This window comes from Pseudomonas sp. KH_021 (assembly GCF_057838865.1).
The window spans coordinates 6,177,610-6,194,002 of the sequence record NZ_CM174477.1; the positions used below are offsets into that span (position 1 = coordinate 6,177,610).

Annotated in this window: 15 protein-coding genes and 1 pseudogene; 6 read left to right on the forward strand and 10 right to left on the reverse strand. The window is 59.8% G+C overall.

What is annotated here, in order from left to right; genetic code table 11:
• Positions 1-38: 38 nt before the first annotated feature.
• Positions 39-935 carry a D-hexose-6-phosphate mutarotase gene (locus AC3IX4_RS28480; protein WP_489258617.1) on the forward strand — a complete coding sequence of 299 codons (897 nt, stop codon included), beginning with the start codon at positions 39-41 and terminating at the stop codon, positions 933-935.
• A gap of 317 nt (positions 936-1,252) precedes the next feature.
• Here AC3IX4_RS28480 and AC3IX4_RS28485 read toward each other — a convergent pair whose 3' ends face one another.
• The 5 genes from AC3IX4_RS28485 to AC3IX4_RS28505 all read right to left on the reverse strand — a co-directional run bounded on the left by AC3IX4_RS28485 (position 1,253) and on the right by AC3IX4_RS28505 (position 4,928).
• A complete protein-coding gene (locus AC3IX4_RS28485) occupies positions 1,253-1,789 on the reverse strand; it encodes a DUF3299 domain-containing protein (RefSeq protein ID WP_489258618.1) in 537 nt (178 codons plus the stop codon).
• 83 nt (positions 1,790-1,872) lie between these two features.
• On the reverse strand, positions 1,873-2,118 hold the full coding sequence (locus AC3IX4_RS28490) for a GlsB/YeaQ/YmgE family stress response membrane protein (protein ID WP_489258619.1): 246 nt from the start codon (positions 2,116-2,118) through the stop codon (positions 1,873-1,875).
• A gap of 112 nt (positions 2,119-2,230) precedes the next feature.
• On the reverse strand, positions 2,231-3,313 hold the full coding sequence (locus AC3IX4_RS28495) for a 5-(carboxyamino)imidazole ribonucleotide synthase (protein WP_489258620.1): 1,083 nt from the start codon (positions 3,311-3,313) through the stop codon (positions 2,231-2,233).
• Positions 3,314-3,323: 10 nt separating this feature from the next.
• Complete coding sequence (gene purE / locus AC3IX4_RS28500; protein WP_489258621.1) at positions 3,324-3,815, reverse strand: 5-(carboxyamino)imidazole ribonucleotide mutase; 492 nt, start codon at positions 3,813-3,815, stop codon at positions 3,324-3,326.
• Positions 3,816-4,016: 201 nt separating this feature from the next.
• Entirely contained in the window at positions 4,017-4,928 is a 912-nt protein-coding gene (locus tag AC3IX4_RS28505) for a LysR substrate-binding domain-containing protein (RefSeq protein WP_489258622.1), read from the reverse strand.
• A 181-nt stretch (positions 4,929-5,109) separates the two neighbouring features.
• On the opposite strand from AC3IX4_RS28505, the gene aspA reads away from it, so the two are divergent.
• Positions 5,110-6,534: an aspartate ammonia-lyase gene (gene aspA / locus AC3IX4_RS28510; protein WP_489258623.1), complete on the forward strand. Its 1,425-nt coding sequence runs from the start codon at positions 5,110-5,112 to the stop codon at positions 6,532-6,534.
• A 649-nt stretch (positions 6,535-7,183) separates the two neighbouring features.
• Positions 7,184-8,173, forward strand: coding sequence for an asparaginase (locus AC3IX4_RS28515; RefSeq protein ID WP_489258624.1), 990 nt, complete (start codon positions 7,184-7,186; stop codon positions 8,171-8,173).
• 11 nt (positions 8,174-8,184) lie between these two features.
• On the opposite strand, the pseudogene AC3IX4_RS28520 reads toward AC3IX4_RS28515, so the two are convergent.
• Positions 8,185-9,340: pseudogene (locus AC3IX4_RS28520) on the reverse strand (aminotransferase-like domain-containing protein); the annotation flags it as partial.
• Positions 9,341-9,422: 82 nt separating this feature from the next.
• Between AC3IX4_RS28520 and AC3IX4_RS28525 the strand changes: the two are divergent.
• Both AC3IX4_RS28525 and AC3IX4_RS28530 read left to right on the forward strand, forming a co-directional pair.
• Positions 9,423-9,869 carry a GNAT family N-acetyltransferase gene (locus tag AC3IX4_RS28525; protein WP_489258625.1) on the forward strand — a complete coding sequence of 149 codons (447 nt, stop codon included), beginning with the start codon at positions 9,423-9,425 and terminating at the stop codon, positions 9,867-9,869.
• A 16-nt stretch (positions 9,870-9,885) separates the two neighbouring features.
• Positions 9,886-10,563, forward strand: coding sequence for a GNAT family N-acetyltransferase (locus AC3IX4_RS28530; protein WP_489258626.1), 678 nt, complete (start codon positions 9,886-9,888; stop codon positions 10,561-10,563).
• A gap of 216 nt (positions 10,564-10,779) precedes the next feature.
• On the opposite strand, the gene oadA is transcribed toward AC3IX4_RS28530, so the two are convergent.
• Complete coding sequence (oadA, locus tag AC3IX4_RS28535) at positions 10,780-12,588, reverse strand: sodium-extruding oxaloacetate decarboxylase subunit alpha (RefSeq protein ID WP_489258627.1); 1,809 nt, start codon at positions 12,586-12,588, stop codon at positions 10,780-10,782.
• A gap of 11 nt (positions 12,589-12,599) precedes the next feature.
• Positions 12,600-14,015 carry an acetyl-CoA carboxylase biotin carboxylase subunit gene (locus AC3IX4_RS28540; protein WP_489258628.1) on the reverse strand — a complete coding sequence of 472 codons (1,416 nt, stop codon included), beginning with the start codon at positions 14,013-14,015 and terminating at the stop codon, positions 12,600-12,602.
• Between the two features lie 187 nt (positions 14,016-14,202).
• Between AC3IX4_RS28540 and AC3IX4_RS28545 the strand changes: the two genes are divergently transcribed.
• The gene (locus AC3IX4_RS28545) at positions 14,203-15,165 is read left to right on the forward strand and encodes a LysR family transcriptional regulator (protein ID WP_489258629.1); all 963 of its coding nucleotides are present in this window, start codon (positions 14,203-14,205) and stop codon (positions 15,163-15,165) included.
• Here AC3IX4_RS28545 and AC3IX4_RS28550 read toward each other — a convergent pair.
• Positions 15,107-15,322, reverse strand: coding sequence for a PA3496 family putative envelope integrity protein (locus AC3IX4_RS28550; protein ID WP_489258630.1), 216 nt, complete (start codon positions 15,320-15,322; stop codon positions 15,107-15,109). The two genes, AC3IX4_RS28545 and AC3IX4_RS28550, sit on opposite strands and share 59 nt — an antisense overlap.
• A 125-nt stretch (positions 15,323-15,447) precedes the next feature.
• Positions 15,448-16,314 carry a transcriptional regulator HexR gene (gene hexR, locus AC3IX4_RS28555; protein WP_489258631.1) on the reverse strand — a complete coding sequence of 289 codons (867 nt, stop codon included), beginning with the start codon at positions 16,312-16,314 and terminating at the stop codon, positions 15,448-15,450.
• Positions 16,315-16,393 lie beyond the last annotated feature (79 nt).

Genomic DNA, 16,393 nt, shown 5'->3' on the forward strand with positions numbered 1-16,393 from the left:
CGGTCCAAACCCTACAGGCAACTGAATGAGAGCACCGCATGTTCCCTCCAAAGGTCGAGTCTGAAAAGCAGGGCGAACTCAATTGCTGGCGAATCAGCGATGAGCGCGCCGAATTGCTGGTCGCCCAACAAGGCGCACAAATCCTCAGTTACCAGCGGGTCGGAGAAGAACCGCTGTTGTGGCTCAGCGATCAAGCCGTGTTCATACAGGGCAAGTCTGTGCGCGCCGGTGTACCGGTGTGCTGGCCCTGGTTTGGCCATCTGGCGCGCAACCCTCAGCCCGTGCAGGCCATGTATCGCGGTAAAGAAGCACCTGCCCATGGCTTGGTGCGCGGTCGCGACTGGGAATTACTAGGTATCGACAGCAGCGGCGAAGCCTTGCGAGTGGATTTCGGCTTGCCGGAATCGGTGGGCGACTTGCCCGGCTGGCCCCATAAGGTCGAGCTCAAGTTGAGCATCGAGATGGGTGAACAGCTGACCGTGACCCTCACCAGCACTAACCTGGGCGACACCACCGCGATGATCAGCCAAGCGCTGCACAGCTACTTTGCGGTCAGCGATGTGCGCAACGTCAAGGTTGAAGGCGTCGAAGGCCTGACCTATATCGAGACGCTGGCCGAATGGCAGCCTCACCAGCAGGAAGGCGCCTTGCAGTTCAATGGCGAAACCGACCGGATCTACCTCAAATCACCCGAGCGGATCAGCATCATCGACCCGACCTGGAAACGCCGCATCCACATCACCAGCAGCGGATCACGCTCGGCGGTGATCTGGAACCCCTGGATAGACCGCGCCCGGGAGTTGGTGGACATGGCGGATGATGGCTGGCAGCGGATGTTGTGTATCGAAACGGCGAACGTCTGGGATGACATCGTCAGCCTGGGGCCGGCGGCCAGTCATGTGTTGAGCGTCAAGATCGCCAGCGAACCGCTGTAGGAGCAGGCTTTAGCCGCGATGGCCTCACCGCGACATAGGTATCTACACAACTCTGGGGCAGCGCGGCTCTTGTAGCCGCTGCCGAGGTACGAGGCTGCGATCGGCGGCGAAGCCGTCGTAAATTCAGGCCCTTCGGTGTGCCTGATGGATTATGGTCTCAGGTTTTACGGCCGCTTCGCTGCCGATCGCAGCCTCGTACCTCGTCAGCGGCTACATTCGTAGCAGTACGCCAAAAGATGTGTAGATACCTATGCTCACCGCGGTGTACCTGGCTTGCCGCGGTGAGGCCATCGCGACCAAGGTCTGCTCCTACATCCTCAGAGATCAGCTTCTGTCACTACCCGCACACTCCCCGCATCCAGCGCATAAGCCGCGTCGGCCAGGTCATTGTTGACCTTCTCCACCTTGAGCGTTCCGGTCACCCACAGCGGCGTGTAGATGTCGTCCAGCTTCAAGCCATGAGGGTAACGCACCAGCACCAGTTGATTGGGCGGCGGTGGTGGAACGTGGATACAGGCGCCGGGGTACGGGACCAGGAAGAACAGCGTGCTATTGCCCTTGGCGTCGGTTTCCAAGGGCACCGGGTAGCCGCCCAAGCGAATTTTCTTGCCGTTCATGGCTGCCACGGTCTTGGTCGAATACATCACGGCCGGCAAGCCCTTGCTCTGCTTCAACCCACCTTTGTCAGTGAAGGTGCCGTTGGCCTCGGGGCTGTCGTGATCGATCTCTGGCATTTGCTCCAACGCCTGCTGGTCAGACGCGGGCATCAACTCCAGCCAATCGGTTTCCGGCAGTTGTGCCTGGGCCAGGCCGCTGGACAGCAACAGCGTCATCAAGAGTACACGGCGTATCATCGAGTGAACTTCCAAAGAGGTATACGCCACGCATTCTAGCGCTCTGCGTCATGGGCGCAGAGGGACTTTGGTCAGTAATGGAGTCAGTTCTTGCGGAGCATGCCGTACAACACCAACAGAATGACCGCGCCCACCAGGGCACCCAAGAAGCCTGCCGCCTGGCCTGCCTGATAGATACCCAGCGCCTGGCCGCCATAAGTGGCTGCAAGCGATCCACCGATACCCAGCAGAATGGTCATGATCCAGCCCATTTGGTCGTCGCCCGGCTTGAGAAAACGCGCAAGCAGGCCAACGATCAGGCCGATGAAGATAGTGCCGATGATTCCCATGGGATTCCCTCTGAACGGATTGACTTAGCCACAGCCTAGTCAGCACTTTGGCATCCTGCCATCAGAGAGCACCGACAACAGGAGGGTTCCCTGTTGCCGGCAGGTATTGCGATCAGCCCGCGATCAGGGCTTCGACCTTGGCGATTTGCTGCACCAGGGTGTCCATGTCGGCACAACGCAGGGTCGCATGGCCGACTTTACGGCCGACTTTGAAGGCCTTGCCATAGTGATGCAGGTGGCAGTCGTCGACCGCGATCACTTGCTCTACGGGCGGGACTTCACCGATGAAGTTCAGCATGGCGCTTTCACCGACCTTCTCGGTCGAACCCAGCGGCAAGCCGGCTACGGCACGCAGATGGTTCTCGAACTGGCTGCATTCGGCGCCTTCGATGGTCCAATGCCCGGAGTTGTGGACCCGTGGCGCGATTTCGTTGGCCTTCAGGCCACCATCGACTTCGAAGAACTCGAATGCCAGCACACCGACGTAGTCGAGTTGCTTGAGCACGCGACTGGCGTAGTCTTCAGCCAAGCCCTGGAGCATGTGGTCTTCGCTGGCGACCGACAGGCGCAGAATGCCGTCTTCATGGGTGTTGTGAACCAGCGGGTAGAAGCGAGTCTCGCCATCACGAGCACGTACCGCAATCAGCGACACTTCGCCGGTGAACGGCACGAAACCTTCAAGCAGGCACGGCACGCTGCCAAGCTCGGCAAAGGTGTCGACGACATCGGCTGCGGTGCGCAACACTTTCTGGCCCTTGCCGTCATAACCCAGGGTGCGGGTTTTCAAGACCGCAGGCAGGCCAATGCTGACCACTGCAGCATCCAGGTCGGCTTGCGACTGGATGTCGGCAAAATCCGGCGTTGGAATACCCAGGTTCTTGAACATGCTCTTCTCGAACCAGCGATCCCGCGCGATGCGCAGGGCCTCGGCGCTCGGGTAGACCGGTACGAACTGGGACAGGAAGGCGACGGTTTCAGCCGGCACGCTCTCGAATTCGAACGTTACCAGATCAACTTCGTCGGCCAACTGGCGCAGGTGGTCCTGGTCACCGTAGTCGGCGCGAAGGTGCTCACCCAACGGCGCGGCACAGGCGTCCGGCACGGGGTCGAGGAAAGCGAAGTTCATGCCCAGCGGAGTGCCCGCCAGGGCCAACATGCGGCCCAACTGGCCGCCACCGATTACACCGATTTTCATGCTTGAAACCTCAGGCCTGGCGTGGATCTGGATTTTCCAGGACGTTGTCTGTCTGTTCCGCGCGAAATTGCTTCAACACAGCGTGGAACTGCGGGTGCTTGGCGCCCAGGATACTCGCCGACAGCAGGGCTGCGTTGATGGCGCCGGCCTTGCCGATGGCCAGGGTAGCGACCGGAATGCCCGCTGGCATCTGCACGATCGACAGCAGCGAGTCGACGCCCGAGAGCATGGCCGACTGCACCGGCACACCCAGTACCGGCAGGTGAGTCTTGGCGGCGCACATGCCCGGCAGGTGGGCAGCGCCACCGGCACCGGCGATGATCACCTCGATACCGCGGCTCTCGGCCTCATCGGCGTACTGGAACAGCAAGTCGGGTGTCCGGTGTGCCGAAACGACTTTCACTTCGTAAGGAATGCCGAGTTTTTCCAGCATGTCAGCCGTATGGCTCAGGGTGGACCAATCGGACTTGGAGCCCATGATCACGCCAACCAGTGCGCTCATCGTCGTGCCTCTTCTGCTTTGGCGCCCGCAGGCGCGTCAAAAAACAACAAGCCACGCGGGGACTACCGGCGTGGCTTGTATGCGAAAAAGGGCCGGTTGGACCGGCCGAAGGCCGCGCAGTATACCGCAAAGCGCCGGCTTGAAAGACCCCCGACGACCAACTGTTGGCCTGAATGTTCAACGCCTTGGCTGACTTTTGAGTCAAGCCGTGCCCGAAGCCGCGCCACCTTCGAGTTTACGCCACAACAAGCGCACGTTGGCCTTGCGTACCAAGGCACAGCGGTACAGGCGAATTTCCAGTGGCACGTGCCACTGCGGGCCTCCACAAACGACCAATTCACCCCGGGCAAGTTCGGCGCGCACGCTCAACTGTGGCACCCAGGCGATCCCCAGCCCTTCAAGTGCCATGCTTTTCAGGCTGTCGGCCATGGCTGTTTCGTACACCGTGGTAAAGCGCAGGTTGCGTTGGCGCAGCAACAGATTCACTGACCGCCCCAGGAATGCACCCGTGGTATACGCCAACAAAGGCACGCTGCCTTCGCCCTCCAGGTCAAACAATGGCTGGCCTTGGGCATCAGCGGCGCACACCGGCAGCATTTCCGTGTGGCCCAAGTGCAGGGACGGAAAGATTTCAGAGTCCATCTGCAACGCAGCATCCGGGTCATAGAAAGCCAGCATCAGATCGCAGCCGCCTTCGCGTAGGGCATGCACTGCATCGCCTACGTTGGTTGCGACCAAGCGTGTGGCGATATTCAGACCTTCATTGCGAAGTTGCGCGATCCAACGTGGGAAAAATCCGAGCGCCAAAGAGTGAGCCGCCGCCACTTGCATGACTTCACCCTGCCCGCCTTCCAGATGGTGCAAGTGACGCAACACTTCGCCCAGCTGTTCGACCACTGTGCGGGCGGTCACCAGGAACAACTGCCCGGCAGCGGTCAACTCGATAGGCGTTCGCGAGCGGTTGACCAGGGTCAGGCCTAATGCTGCCTCAAGGCTGCGGATACGCCGGCTGAAGGCTGGCTGGGTCACAAAGCGCCGTTCTGCAGCCTGCGAGAAGCTGCGCGTAGCGGCCAGTGCGCTGAAATCTTCCAGCCATTTACTTTCCAGGTTCATGACGTCCTCCACGGACACGTCAAATAAAATTCATACGCTCGAATTGCTTTCGGCGTCACAGCCAACATTATGCCGTTTGTGCATAGGGCAGCGAGTAACAGCATTGGGCATAAATATTCCACAAGCCTAGCATTGGCAGCATTCCGGCACAGGCCGGGCCAAAACTGAGATCATCTCTATCATGTCCTCCGCTGCATCCTTCCGCATCGAAAAAGACTTGCTCGGCACTCTCGAAGTTCCTGCTGACGCGTATTTCGGCATCCAGACCCTGCGAGCTGTGAATAACTTTCACCTCTCCGGTGTTCCGTTGTCGCACTACCCGAAACTGGTCGTAGGCCTGGCGATGGTCAAGCAGGCCGCTGCTGACGCCAACCGCGAGCTGGGTCACCTGAGCGAAGCCAAGCACGCTGCCATCAGCGAAGCGTGTGCACGCCTGATCCGCGGCGACTTCCACGACCAGTTCGTGGTGGACATGATTCAAGGCGGCGCTGGCACTTCGACCAACATGAATGCCAACGAAGTCATCGCCAACATCGCGCTGGAGGCCATGGGCCACAGCAAGGGCGAATACCAATACCTGCACCCGAACAACGACGTGAACATGGCGCAGTCGACCAACGACGCCTACCCAACGGCGATCCGCCTGGGTCTGCTGCTGGGTCACGACGCATTGCTAGCCAGCCTCGACAGCCTGATCCAGGCTTTCGCGGCCAAGGGTCAAGAGTTCAACCACGTCCTGAAAATGGGCCGCACCCAGCTGCAAGACGCTGTTCCGATGACCTTGGGCCAGGAATTCCGTGCGTTCGCCACGACCCTGACCGAAGACCTGAACCGTCTGCGCTCGCTGGCTCCAGAACTGCTGACCGAAGTGAACCTGGGTGGTACCGCCATCGGTACCGGCATCAACGCCGACCCTGGCTACCAGCTCCTGGCCGTTTCGCGCCTGGCCATCATCAGCGGCCAGCCACTGGTGCCAGCTGCCGACCTGATCGAAGCCACCTCCGACATGGGCGCCTTCGTGCTGTTCTCCGGCATGCTCAAGCGTACCGCGGTCAAGCTGTCGAAGATCTGCAATGACCTGCGCCTGCTGTCTAGCGGCCCGCGTACCGGCATCAACGAGATCAACCTGCCAGCGCGTCAGCCAGGCAGCTCGATCATGCCCGGCAAGGTCAACCCGGTTATCCCGGAAGCGGTCAACCAGGTTGCCTTTGAGATCATGGGTAACGACCTGGCCCTGACCATTGCGGCCGAAGGTGGCCAGCTGCAGCTGAACGTGATGGAGCCGCTGATCGCCTACAAGATCTTCGACTCGATCCGCCTGCTGCAACGCGCCATGGACATGCTGCGCGAACACTGCATCGTCGGTATCACCGCCAACGAGCAACGCTGCCGCGAGCTGGTCGAACACTCGATCGGCCTGGTGACCGCACTGAACCCGTTCATCGGTTACGAGAACGCCACCCGTATTGCCCGTATTGCGCTGGAAACCGGCCGCGGCGTACTGGAACTGGTCCGCGAAGAAGGCTTGCTCGACGACGCCATGCTCGACGACATCCTCAAGCCGGAACACATGATTGCTCCGCGTCTGGTGCCTTTGAAGGCATAAACCAAACGCTGTAACACGCTCACCAGGTCGAGGGACTAGACACCTCTCACCTTTCAGGGCCCTGAGACGATGATCTCCGGGCCCTTTTTTTATGTTTTGGGAGTGTAGGAGCAAAGCTTGCTTGCGATTACGGCGTCGAAAAAATTCAGAGGTAGCTGCTACCGCTGGCGCAAGTCTCTGGTTTTTGCGGTGCAGCCATCGCAACATAGGTATCTACACAATTCTGGGGCAGCGCGGCTCTTGTAGCCGCTGCCGAGGTACGAGGCTGCGATCGGCGGCGAAGCCGTCGTAAATTCAGGCCCTTCGGTGTGCCTGATGGATTACGGTCTCAGGTTTTACGGCCGCTTCGCTGCCGATCGCAGCCTCGTACCTCGTCAGCGGCTACATTCGTAGCAGTAGACGAGTTCAGCGAGGCCAGGTCCGGGGACGTAGTCCTCGCAAAGCCTGTACTCGCGGTGTATCTGAATACTGAAGTGCCAGGTTTTACGACTGCTGCGCAGCCGGACGTGGCCTCGTTCTACTCGTCCACTGCTACGAAATGCAGTACACCAAAAGATGTGTAGATACCTATGGCCATCGCAAGCAAGCTTTGCTCCTACAGATCCGTCTTCGGTAATGTTGGCCACGGACTGAACTTGGAGATCGGACAATGACTTCTACCCAGCACATCAAAGTGCTCTACACCGGTGGCACCATCGGTATGCAGCAAAGCGCCAATGGCCTGGCACCTGCTTCTGGCTTCGAAGAGCGTATGCGCGAGCAATTGGCCGAGCAACCCGAGCTTGGCGTACCGCATTGGAGCTTTCGCGAACTGCTGCCCTTGATAGACAGCGCCAACATGACGCCAGCCTATTGGCAGCGCCTGCGCGAAGCGATCATCAAGGCAGTGGATGAAGACGGCTGCGATGCCGTCTTGATCCTGCATGGCACCGATACCCTGGCTTACAGTGCTGCGGCGATGAGCTTTCAATTGCTGGGCCTGAACGTGCCGGTGCTGTTTACCGGCTCGATGCTGCCGGCTGGCGCGCCGGACAGCGATGCCTGGGAAAACCTCAATGGCGCGCTCTTGGCCCTGACAGCCGGCCAGCCATCAGGGGTGCAGGTGTATTTCCACGGCGAACTGTTGGCGCCGACCCGTTGCGCCAAAGTCCGCAGTTTTGGTCGCCATCCGTTTATCAGGCTCAACCGCCAGGGCGGCGCGGCACGTATCAGCGAGCTGCCGCCAGCACTGGATTATCGCCAGCCCAAGCACGTTGCCTCGGTCGCGGTGTTGCCATTGGTGCCGGGGTTTTCAGCCCGACCGTTATTGGCCGTGATCGACAGCGGCGTACAAGCCCTGGTGCTGGAGTGCTTTGGTAGCGGCACAGGGCCCTGCGATGACGCCCAATTCATGGCAGCCTTGAGCCATGCCCAGGCCCAGGGCGTGGTGGTCGTGGCGATCACCCAGTGTCATGAAGGCGGCGTGGAGCTGGACGTCTATGAGGCCGGGAGCCGCTTGCGCAGTGTGGGGGTCGTGTCGGGCGGCGGCATGACCCGCGAAGCGGCGTTCGGTAAATTGCAGATGCTCCTGGGCGCGGGGCTGGCGGCCGAAGAGATACGTCGATTGCTGGAATTGGACTTATGCGGCGAGTTGCAATAGAGGTATTGGGGGGCATTTAACACCAGGCTTCGCTCGGTGGCCAGATTATCCACGGGAACCCGCACATGCAGGCCGGCAGCGATGGGCGGCATGCCCGCACAACCGGGAATATCCACAGGCCAACCTGCAATCAGCGCATCGCGCCGGCTCAAGGCGGCCTTGCGCATGCGCCGAATGTGTCGCTGAAAGTGCCCCGCGGCCATGAATTCGGCCATGACTGCCTGTGTGCCGATCTCGCTGTGGCGGGATGGCGGTGGCCTTGCGATGGGCAAAAACCTGCGCCAAAGCCTGCGGCACTACCAGGTAGCCCAAGCGCAATGCCGGGAAGGCGATCTTGCTGAACGTGCCGACATACAAGACCCTGCTCTGGCGATCCAGCGCCGCCAAAGGCGCTAGCGGCGCACCGCTATAGCGCTATTCGCCGTCGTAATCATCCTCGATGATCCAGCCCCCGGTCCGTTCGGCCCAGGCCAGCAGTGCCAGCCGCCGAGCGAGGCTCAAAGTGACGCCTTTGGGGTACTGGTGAGACGGCGTGACATAGGCCATTCGGCATTCAGGCAGTCTATCGAGGGCAACGACATCGAAACCGTGCTCATCAACGGCCACCCCCTGCAATCGCGCCCCAGCCATGGCAATGGCATGACCGGCTGCCCGGTAGCCAGGGTTTTCCACAGCCACGACGTCACCCGGCTCCACCAGCATCTGTGCACAAAGACTAATGGCTTGCTGCGCGCCACTGGTGATCACAATTTGTTCAGCCGTGCAGGAGAAGCCTCGTGAGCGACGCAGGTAAACGGCGATCAGTTCACGTAATCTCGGGTCCCCAGCAGGCTCTGTATAACCCAACAATTGCAAGGGCGGTTTTCGCCAAAAAGCCGACTGCAGCTTGGCCCAGACGTCAAAGGGAAACAGGTCGAAGGCAGGTACACCCACCCGAAAAGCCTTCGCAGGACCCCTTTTGGGCATCGCGATGGTGTGATTTTCCAGTCGATTCAGGGCCGCTGTGTGGATAACTTTACTGTACAAATCAACAGTTAAATTTTGACATTTTGTGGATAAGGCTGTTGATAACCCTGTTCGCAACCCTGTGGATAGTTGTGTGGATAGATTTGCGGCCTTTACCAATCGCTGAGGTAAATCAGCGACATAGGTGCCGTCGCCGACCCTGTAGACGGTAAATGGCCCTTACAACGGTCCAATGGCCTGCCTAGCATACGACCATTCGCGTCATACACAGGGAGCCCTATCCATGTCAGCCATAGAAACTCGTCCAGTCACCGCTCAAGATCACGCTGCCTGGCTGACCTTGTGGCAGGCCTATCAGGCGTTCTATGAAACAAGGATCGACGACAACGTCAATGCCGTGACCTGGCAGCGCATGCTCGATTCGGGCGAGCCGATCAATGCCGCGCTGGCTTGGCAGGACGGCGAAGCCGTGGGCCTGGTGCACTATATTTATCATCGGTCGTGCTGGACCCTCGAGAACTCGTGCTACCTGCAAGACTTGCTGGTCAGTGAACATCAGCGCGGCAGCGGCGTGGGTCGCCAACTGATCGAATACGTCTATGCTGCGGCTCGCCAAGCCGGTTGTGCCAAGGTCCACTGGCTAACCCATGAAACCAACGCCACCGCCATCCAGTTGTATGAGCGGATCGCCGAACGCCCAGGCTTCATCCAATTTCGCAAGCCGCTGTGAGGCTCAAGAGATGAACATGCCCATCGATACCTTGAACTGGGACCCCGCCCGACGCCCGGACCCCACCCCGCTGACCGGGCGCTTCATTCGCCTGGAGAAGCTCAACCCACGCCAGCACGACGAAGACTTGTGGCAAGCGCTGCAAGGCCCCGATAGCGACCCCGTGCTGTGGGACTACCTTGCCTACGGGCCGTTCACAGAGCGCGAGGCCTTCGATGAATGGCTGGATAGCAATGCCGCCAGCACCGACCCGCTGTATTACAGCGTTATCGACTTGCCCACTGGCAAGGCCCAGGGCGTGCTGACCCTGATGTCGATCGTGCCTGAGCATGGCCGCATCGAAATCGGCCATATCGCCTTCGGCGCCGCCATGCAGCGCACACCCAAGGGTACCGAAGCGATCTACCTTCTGGCCAAACTGGCCTTCGAACTGGGCAACCGCCGCCTTGAGTGGAAATGCAACAACGACAACGCCCGCTCCAAGCGCGCGGCCGAACGATTTGGCTTCGAATTCGAAGGGATCTTCCGCAAGCACATGGTGACCAAGGGCAGTAACCGCGACACCGCTTGGTACTCGATCACCGACGATCAATGGCCAACGGTGCGTGCCGGGTTTGAGCGCTGGCTGTCGGCGGAAAACCAATCAGTGAGTGGGCAAATTCGCACGCTGGAAGAATGCCGGGCCTTGTCCTGAGGACGACACAAATCCAGGGTAGGAGCCAGCCTTGCCGGAATGCCGGACCACTGCGATGAACACACCGCGGTGCATCAGACAAACCGCGGTGCGTTCATCGCAGTGGTACGGCATTCCGGCAAGGCTGGCTCCTACCCAAAAGCAGGCGTTTAGGCGCGACAACAAAAAAAGGGGAGCCGAAGCTCCCCAGAGGTTAACCGTTACAACCGAGGGCTATCAGCCCTCGATTTCAATCAGGATCTCGCCCGGGTTGACCCGGTCGCCCTTGGCCACGTGAATCGCGGTGACCTTGCCTGCGATGGCCGACTGCACTTCAGTCTCCATCTTCATCGCTTCGGTGATCAGCACGGCCTGGCCGGCCTTGACCACGTCGCCTTCCTTGACCAATACATCAACGATGTTGCCTGGCATGGTGGTGCTGACATGGCCCGGAGCGCTGGCTTGCTTGCGCTTGCTGCTACCGCCGCCGACGAATTCGTTGAGCGGTTCGAACACCACTTCTTCCGGCATGCCGTCGATGGACAGGTAGAAGTGGCGCTTGCCTTCGGCCTTGACGCCTACACCGGTGATGTCGACGCGGTAGGTTTCACCGTGCACGTCGATGACGAATTCGGTCGGTACGCCTTCGCCACCGGCCGAGCGCACAGCACCTGCTTCAGGGATCGGCAGCAGTGCTTCAGGCGTCAGGGTGCCGGCTTCACGCTCTTCAAGGAACTTGCGACCGATGTCCGGGAACATGGCGAAGGTCAACACGTCTTCTTCCGAACGAGCCAGGCTGCCGATGTCAGCACGCAGCTTGGTCATCTCAGGCTTGAGCAAATCAGCTGGACGCACATCGATCACTTCTTCGCTGCCAATGGCCTGGCGACGCAGCTGCTCGTTGATCACACCCGGCGCCTTGCCGTAGCCGCCTTGCAGGTACAGCTTCACCTCGTTGGTGATGGTCTTGTAGCGCTCGCCAGCCAGCACGTTGAAGAACGCCTGGGTGCCGACGATTTGCGACGTCGGGGTCACCAGCGGTGGGAAGCCCAGGTCTTCACGAACGCGTGGGATTTCGGCCAGCACTTCGTTCATGCGGTTCAGGGCGCCCTGCTCTTTGAGCTGGTTGGCGAGGTTGGAGATCATCCCACCTGGCACCTGGTTGACCTGTACGCGAGTGTCGACGGCGGTGAACTCGCTTTCGAACTGGTGGTACTTCTTGCGGACTGCGTAGAAGTACAGACCGATTTCCTGCAGCAGCTCCAAGTCGATACCGGTGTCGAATTCGGTGCCTTTAAGGGCGGCAACCATCGACTCGGTACCTGGGTGGCTGGTGCCCCAGGCGAAGCTGGAGATCGCGGTGTCGATATGGTCGGCGCCGTTCTCGATCGCCTTGAGCTGGCACATGGCAGCCAGGCCGGCGGTGTCGTGAGAATGGATGAACACCGGCAGCGACTGCTCGGCCTTCAGGGCCTTGACCAGTTCGCCAGTGGCGTATGGGGTCAACAGGCCAGCCATGTCCTTGATCGCGATCGAATCGCAACCCATGGCTTCCAGCTGCTTGGCCTGGGCGACGAAGGCGTCGATGGTGTGTACAGGGCTGGTGGTGTAGGCGATGGTGCCCTGGGCATGCTTGCCCGCTGCCTTGACCGCTTCGATGGCCACGCGCAGGTTACGCACGTCGTTCATGGCGTCGAAGATACGGAATACGTCGATGCCATTGACGGCAGCCTTGGCGACGAACGCCCTGACCACGTCATCACTGTAATGACGGTAGCCAAGCAGGTTCTGACCGCGCAGCAGCATTTGCAGGCGAGTGTTAGGCAGTGCCGCGCGCAGTTTGCGCAGACGCTCCCACGGGTCTTCCTTGAGGAAGCGCACGCAGGCGTCGAACGTTGCGCCACCCCAGACTTCCAGGGACCAGTAGCCCACTTTGTCGAGTTTGTCGCAGATCGGCAGCATGTCTTCGGTGCGCATGCGGGTCGCGAGCAGCGATTGGTGGGCGTCGCGCAGGATGGTGTCGGTTACATGAATCTTCTTGGACATTGTTCTATTCCTCACAGGCCTGCGTGGGCGGCGATGGCGGCAGCGATAGCCAGTGCCAGCTCTTCGGGTTTGCGCTTGATCGAGTAGTTGGTCAGTTCAGGGTGGCTTTCAACGAAGCTGGTGTTGAACTGGCCACTGCGAAATTCCGGGTTGCGCAGAATTTCCTGGTAGTAGGCAGCCGTGGTCTTCACGCCTTGCAGGCGCATGTCATCCAGCGCGCGCAGGCCGCGGTCCATGGCCTCTTCCCAGGTCAGCGCCCAGACCACCAGTTTCAGACACATCGAGTCGTAGTACGGTGGAATGGTGTAGCCGGTATAGATCGCCGTGTCGGTGCGCACACCAGGGCCGCCCGGCGCGTAATAACGAGTGATCTTGCCGAAGCTGGGCAGGAAGTTGTTTTTCGGGTCTTCCGCGTTAATCCGAAACTGCAGCGCAAAGCCACGGTGATGAATGTCTTCCTGCTTGACCGAAAGCGGCAGGCCCGAAGCGATGCGGATCTGTTCGCGAACAACGTCGATGCCGGTGATTTCCTCGGTGATGGTGTGTTCCACCTGCACGCGAGTGTTCATCTCCATGAAGTACACCTCGCCATCGGCGAGCAGGAACTCCACGGTACCGGCGTTTTCGTAGCCTACAGCCTTGGCCGCGCGCACCGACAGGTCGCCGATATAGGCGCGCTGTTCAGGGGTCAGTTGAGGGCTTGGGGCAATTTCGATCAGCTTCTGGTTGCGGCGCTGGATCGAGCAATCGCGCTCGAACAAGTGCACCACGTTGCCAAAGCTGTCACCCAGGATCTGGGCTTCGATGTGTTTGGGGTTAACGATGCATTTTTCCAGGAACACTTCGGCAGAGCCGAAAGCCTTGGTCGCTTCGGAAATGACCCGAGGGAACGCCTGTTCCAGTTCTTCGCGGTTGTTGCAGCGACGGATACCACGGCCACCACCACCGGAGGTTGCCTTGAGCATGACCGGGTAACCGATACGCTCACCCTCGCTCAATGCCTCTTCGATGCCGGACACGTTGCCTTCGGTACCGGGGGTAACCGGCACGCCAGCCTTGATCATGCTGCGGCGGGCTTCAGTCTTGTCGCCCATGCGGCGAATGACTTCAGCTGAAGGGCCAATGAACTTGATACCGCGCTCGGCGCAGATTTCAGCAAGCTCGGCGTTTTCCGAAAGGAAGCCATAACCTGGGTGCAGTGCGTCGCAACCGGTTTCCACAGCCAGGTTCACCAGCTTGCGTGGGTTCAGGTAACCGGCCAACGGCTCGGCACCGACGCTGTGAGCCTCATCCGCCCGCTTGACATGCAAGGCATGGCGATCGGCGTCGGAATAGATCGCTACCGAGCGAATGCCCATCTCGGCGCAAGCACGCACGATCCGTACAGCGATTTCACCACGGTTGGCGATCAGGATCTTTTTTATCACTTGGAGGTTCCTCGACCGATGAAACAGACGTACCGGAAAAACCGGTCGGCGCGTGACTCAGCGTCGCTGGCCAGTCGCACAATCACCCTAACGTCACTGCAAGATAAACAAAAATCAATATTTGTTAGGTTCACCATTAGTGAAAGCTTATAGTCAGCTCAATAGCTAAGAACAATAGAGATACAAAATGCGTAAGTCATTGATGCGTATGACATTGCGTCAATTGCAGATTTTCAATGAAGTCTGTGATTTGCGTTCCTACAGCCGTGCTGCCGAGGAAATGGCGCTGACACAACCCGCTGTCAGCCTGCAGATTCGTCAGCTTGAGGAGCTCGTTGGGCAGCCACTTTTCGAATATATCGGTAAGAAACTGTACCTAACCGAGGCGGCTGAGGCTTTGCAGCGGGCCAGCCGGGACATTTTCGGGCGCCTGGAAAGCTTCGATATGCAGCTGTCCGATATGCAGGGCTCGCTACAGGGGCAACTGAAGCTGGCGATCGAGTCCAGCGCCAAGTATTTCGTGCCTCACTTGTTCGCCGCTTTCAAGCGCCAGCACCCGGAAGTCAACCTGACACTGACGGTGGTCAACCGCGCACAGGCGATTCGCCGGCTTTCGGATAACCGCGACGATTTGATCATCATGTCGATGGTGCCCCCAGACATGGGCCTGGAGTTCATGCCGTTCTTGAATAACCCGATTGTGGCCGTAGCCCCACCCGATCATCCGTTGTGCCAACTCGAAACCCTTCGCTTGCAGGACCTGGAGCCGCACACACTGCTGATTCGCGAACAAGGCTCAGGCACCCGAAAGGCCTGCGAGGAGTATTTCAAGGAAAAGCGCGTGCACTTCACGCAGACGCTTGAAGTGGCCTCGGCCGATGCCCAGCGCGAATGTGTTATCGCAGGCCTGGGCGTGGCCCTATTGACGCGTCACGCCCTGAACCTGGAACTGGCCACGGGCATCCTGCGCGAACTGCCCGTCGAGGAACTGCCGTTGTACCGCAGCTGGTGCATCGTCCAGGCCAAGGCCAAGCGGCTGTCGCCGGTGGCCTTGGCCTTCCTGGGCTTTATCCGCACCGAGCGCACGCAGATCAGTGCGCTGGTTGAGCGGTTCTCTGGGCGCTTGCCCCTGCCACCTGCCACACCGTAACGGCCTGGATTTCCGGGTAGTCAGTGATTTCCTGGAGCAAGCGACGCTGGTCGGACCAGGTCTCTATGGCGCGGCGATATTCCATGCGCCGGCGGTCTTCCTGTTGCCGACGAGCCTTGCTGTCGGACTGCTGAGTGCCATCGTTGTAACGGGCCATCGCGTGTCTCCCAGTTCGAATTCGGGAGCTACAGGATCGGCGCCAGCGATGACGCTATGGCGGCAGGTGGATGACAAAGCGGTGAACCCTTTGCGGCAGAGGCGTGACGCCTGCGCAGTGCGGGCTCAATCGTCCAGCGACTTCAACGACTTGGGCGACAAGCGCAGGCTGCGCAAGCTGCGTTTGACGCTCTTGAGGTGGTTGACCAGGCTCGGACCGCGGGCCATGGCAACGCCCATGGCCAGCACGTCGATCACTACAAGGTGAGCGATACGCGAGGTCAGTGGCGTGTAGATTTCGGTGTCTTCGTGCACATCGATCGCCAGGTTGACCGAGGACAACTCCGCCAATGGGGTCTGGCTCGGGCACAGGGTGATCAACGTCGCACCGCTTTCACGGACCAGGTTGGCGGAAATCAGCAAGTCCTTGGAACGACCCGACTGGGAGATGCACACCGCGACGTCGCCGGCCTTGAGAGTAACTGCCGACATAGCCTGCATATGCGGGTCGGAATAGGCCGCAGCGTTGAGCAACAGACGGAAGAATTTGTGCTGGGCGTCGGCAGCCACCGCACCCGATGCACCAAAACCATAGAACTCGACCCGCTGGGCCAGCGCCATGGCCGAAACGGCACGTTGCAGGGCGTGCGGGTCGAGGTGTTCGCGCACTTCCATCAAGGTGTGCAGCGTGGTGTCGAAGATTTTCAGGCTGTAGTCGGCGACCGAGTCGTCTTCATGGATCGCAAACTGGCCGAAACTGGCACCGGCGGCCAGGCTCTGGGCGAGCTTGAGCTTGAGATCCTGAAAGCCCGAGCAGCCAATCGCACGGCAAAAACGCACGATGGTCGGCTCGCTGATACCGACGCTGTGAGCAAGGTCGGCCATGGAGCTATGCATGACGGCAGCGGGATCCAGCAGTACGTGATCGGCGACCTTAAGTTCCGATTTGCGTAACAGGTGGCGCGACTGGGCGATGTGTTGCAACAGATTCAAAGGGCAGGACTCGGTTATGATCGGCTGACCGGAGTTGTAGCTTTCTTGTAGTTATACTACATGACGCGCATCTACGCCC

Bases quoted from the DNA above. Each gene is read 5' to 3' on its own strand.
- AC3IX4_RS28480 (WP_489258617.1), top strand. From the start codon at position 39: ATGTTCCCTCCAAAGGTCGAGTCTGAAAAGCAGGGCGAACTCAATTGC.
- AC3IX4_RS28485 (WP_489258618.1), bottom strand. From the start codon at position 1,789: ATGATACGCCGTGTACTCTTGATGACGCTGTTGCTGTCCAGCGGCCTG.
- AC3IX4_RS28490 (WP_489258619.1), bottom strand. From the start codon at position 2,118: ATGGGAATCATCGGCACTATCTTCATCGGCCTGATCGTTGGCCTGCTT.
- AC3IX4_RS28495 (WP_489258620.1), bottom strand. From the start codon at position 3,313: ATGAAAATCGGTGTAATCGGTGGCGGCCAGTTGGGCCGCATGTTGGCC.
- purE (WP_489258621.1), bottom strand. From the start codon at position 3,815: ATGAGCGCACTGGTTGGCGTGATCATGGGCTCCAAGTCCGATTGGTCC.
- AC3IX4_RS28505 (WP_489258622.1), bottom strand. From the start codon at position 4,928: ATGAACCTGGAAAGTAAATGGCTGGAAGATTTCAGCGCACTGGCCGCT.
- aspA (WP_489258623.1), top strand. From the start codon at position 5,110: ATGTCCTCCGCTGCATCCTTCCGCATCGAAAAAGACTTGCTCGGCACT.
- AC3IX4_RS28515 (WP_489258624.1), top strand. From the start codon at position 7,184: ATGACTTCTACCCAGCACATCAAAGTGCTCTACACCGGTGGCACCATC.
- AC3IX4_RS28525 (WP_489258625.1), top strand. From the start codon at position 9,423: ATGTCAGCCATAGAAACTCGTCCAGTCACCGCTCAAGATCACGCTGCC.
- AC3IX4_RS28530 (WP_489258626.1), top strand. From the start codon at position 9,886: ATGCCCATCGATACCTTGAACTGGGACCCCGCCCGACGCCCGGACCCC.
- oadA (WP_489258627.1), bottom strand. From the start codon at position 12,588: ATGTCCAAGAAGATTCATGTAACCGACACCATCCTGCGCGACGCCCAC.
- AC3IX4_RS28545 (WP_489258629.1), top strand. From the start codon at position 14,203: ATGCGTAAGTCATTGATGCGTATGACATTGCGTCAATTGCAGATTTTC.
- AC3IX4_RS28550 (WP_489258630.1), bottom strand. From the start codon at position 15,322: ATGGCCCGTTACAACGATGGCACTCAGCAGTCCGACAGCAAGGCTCGT.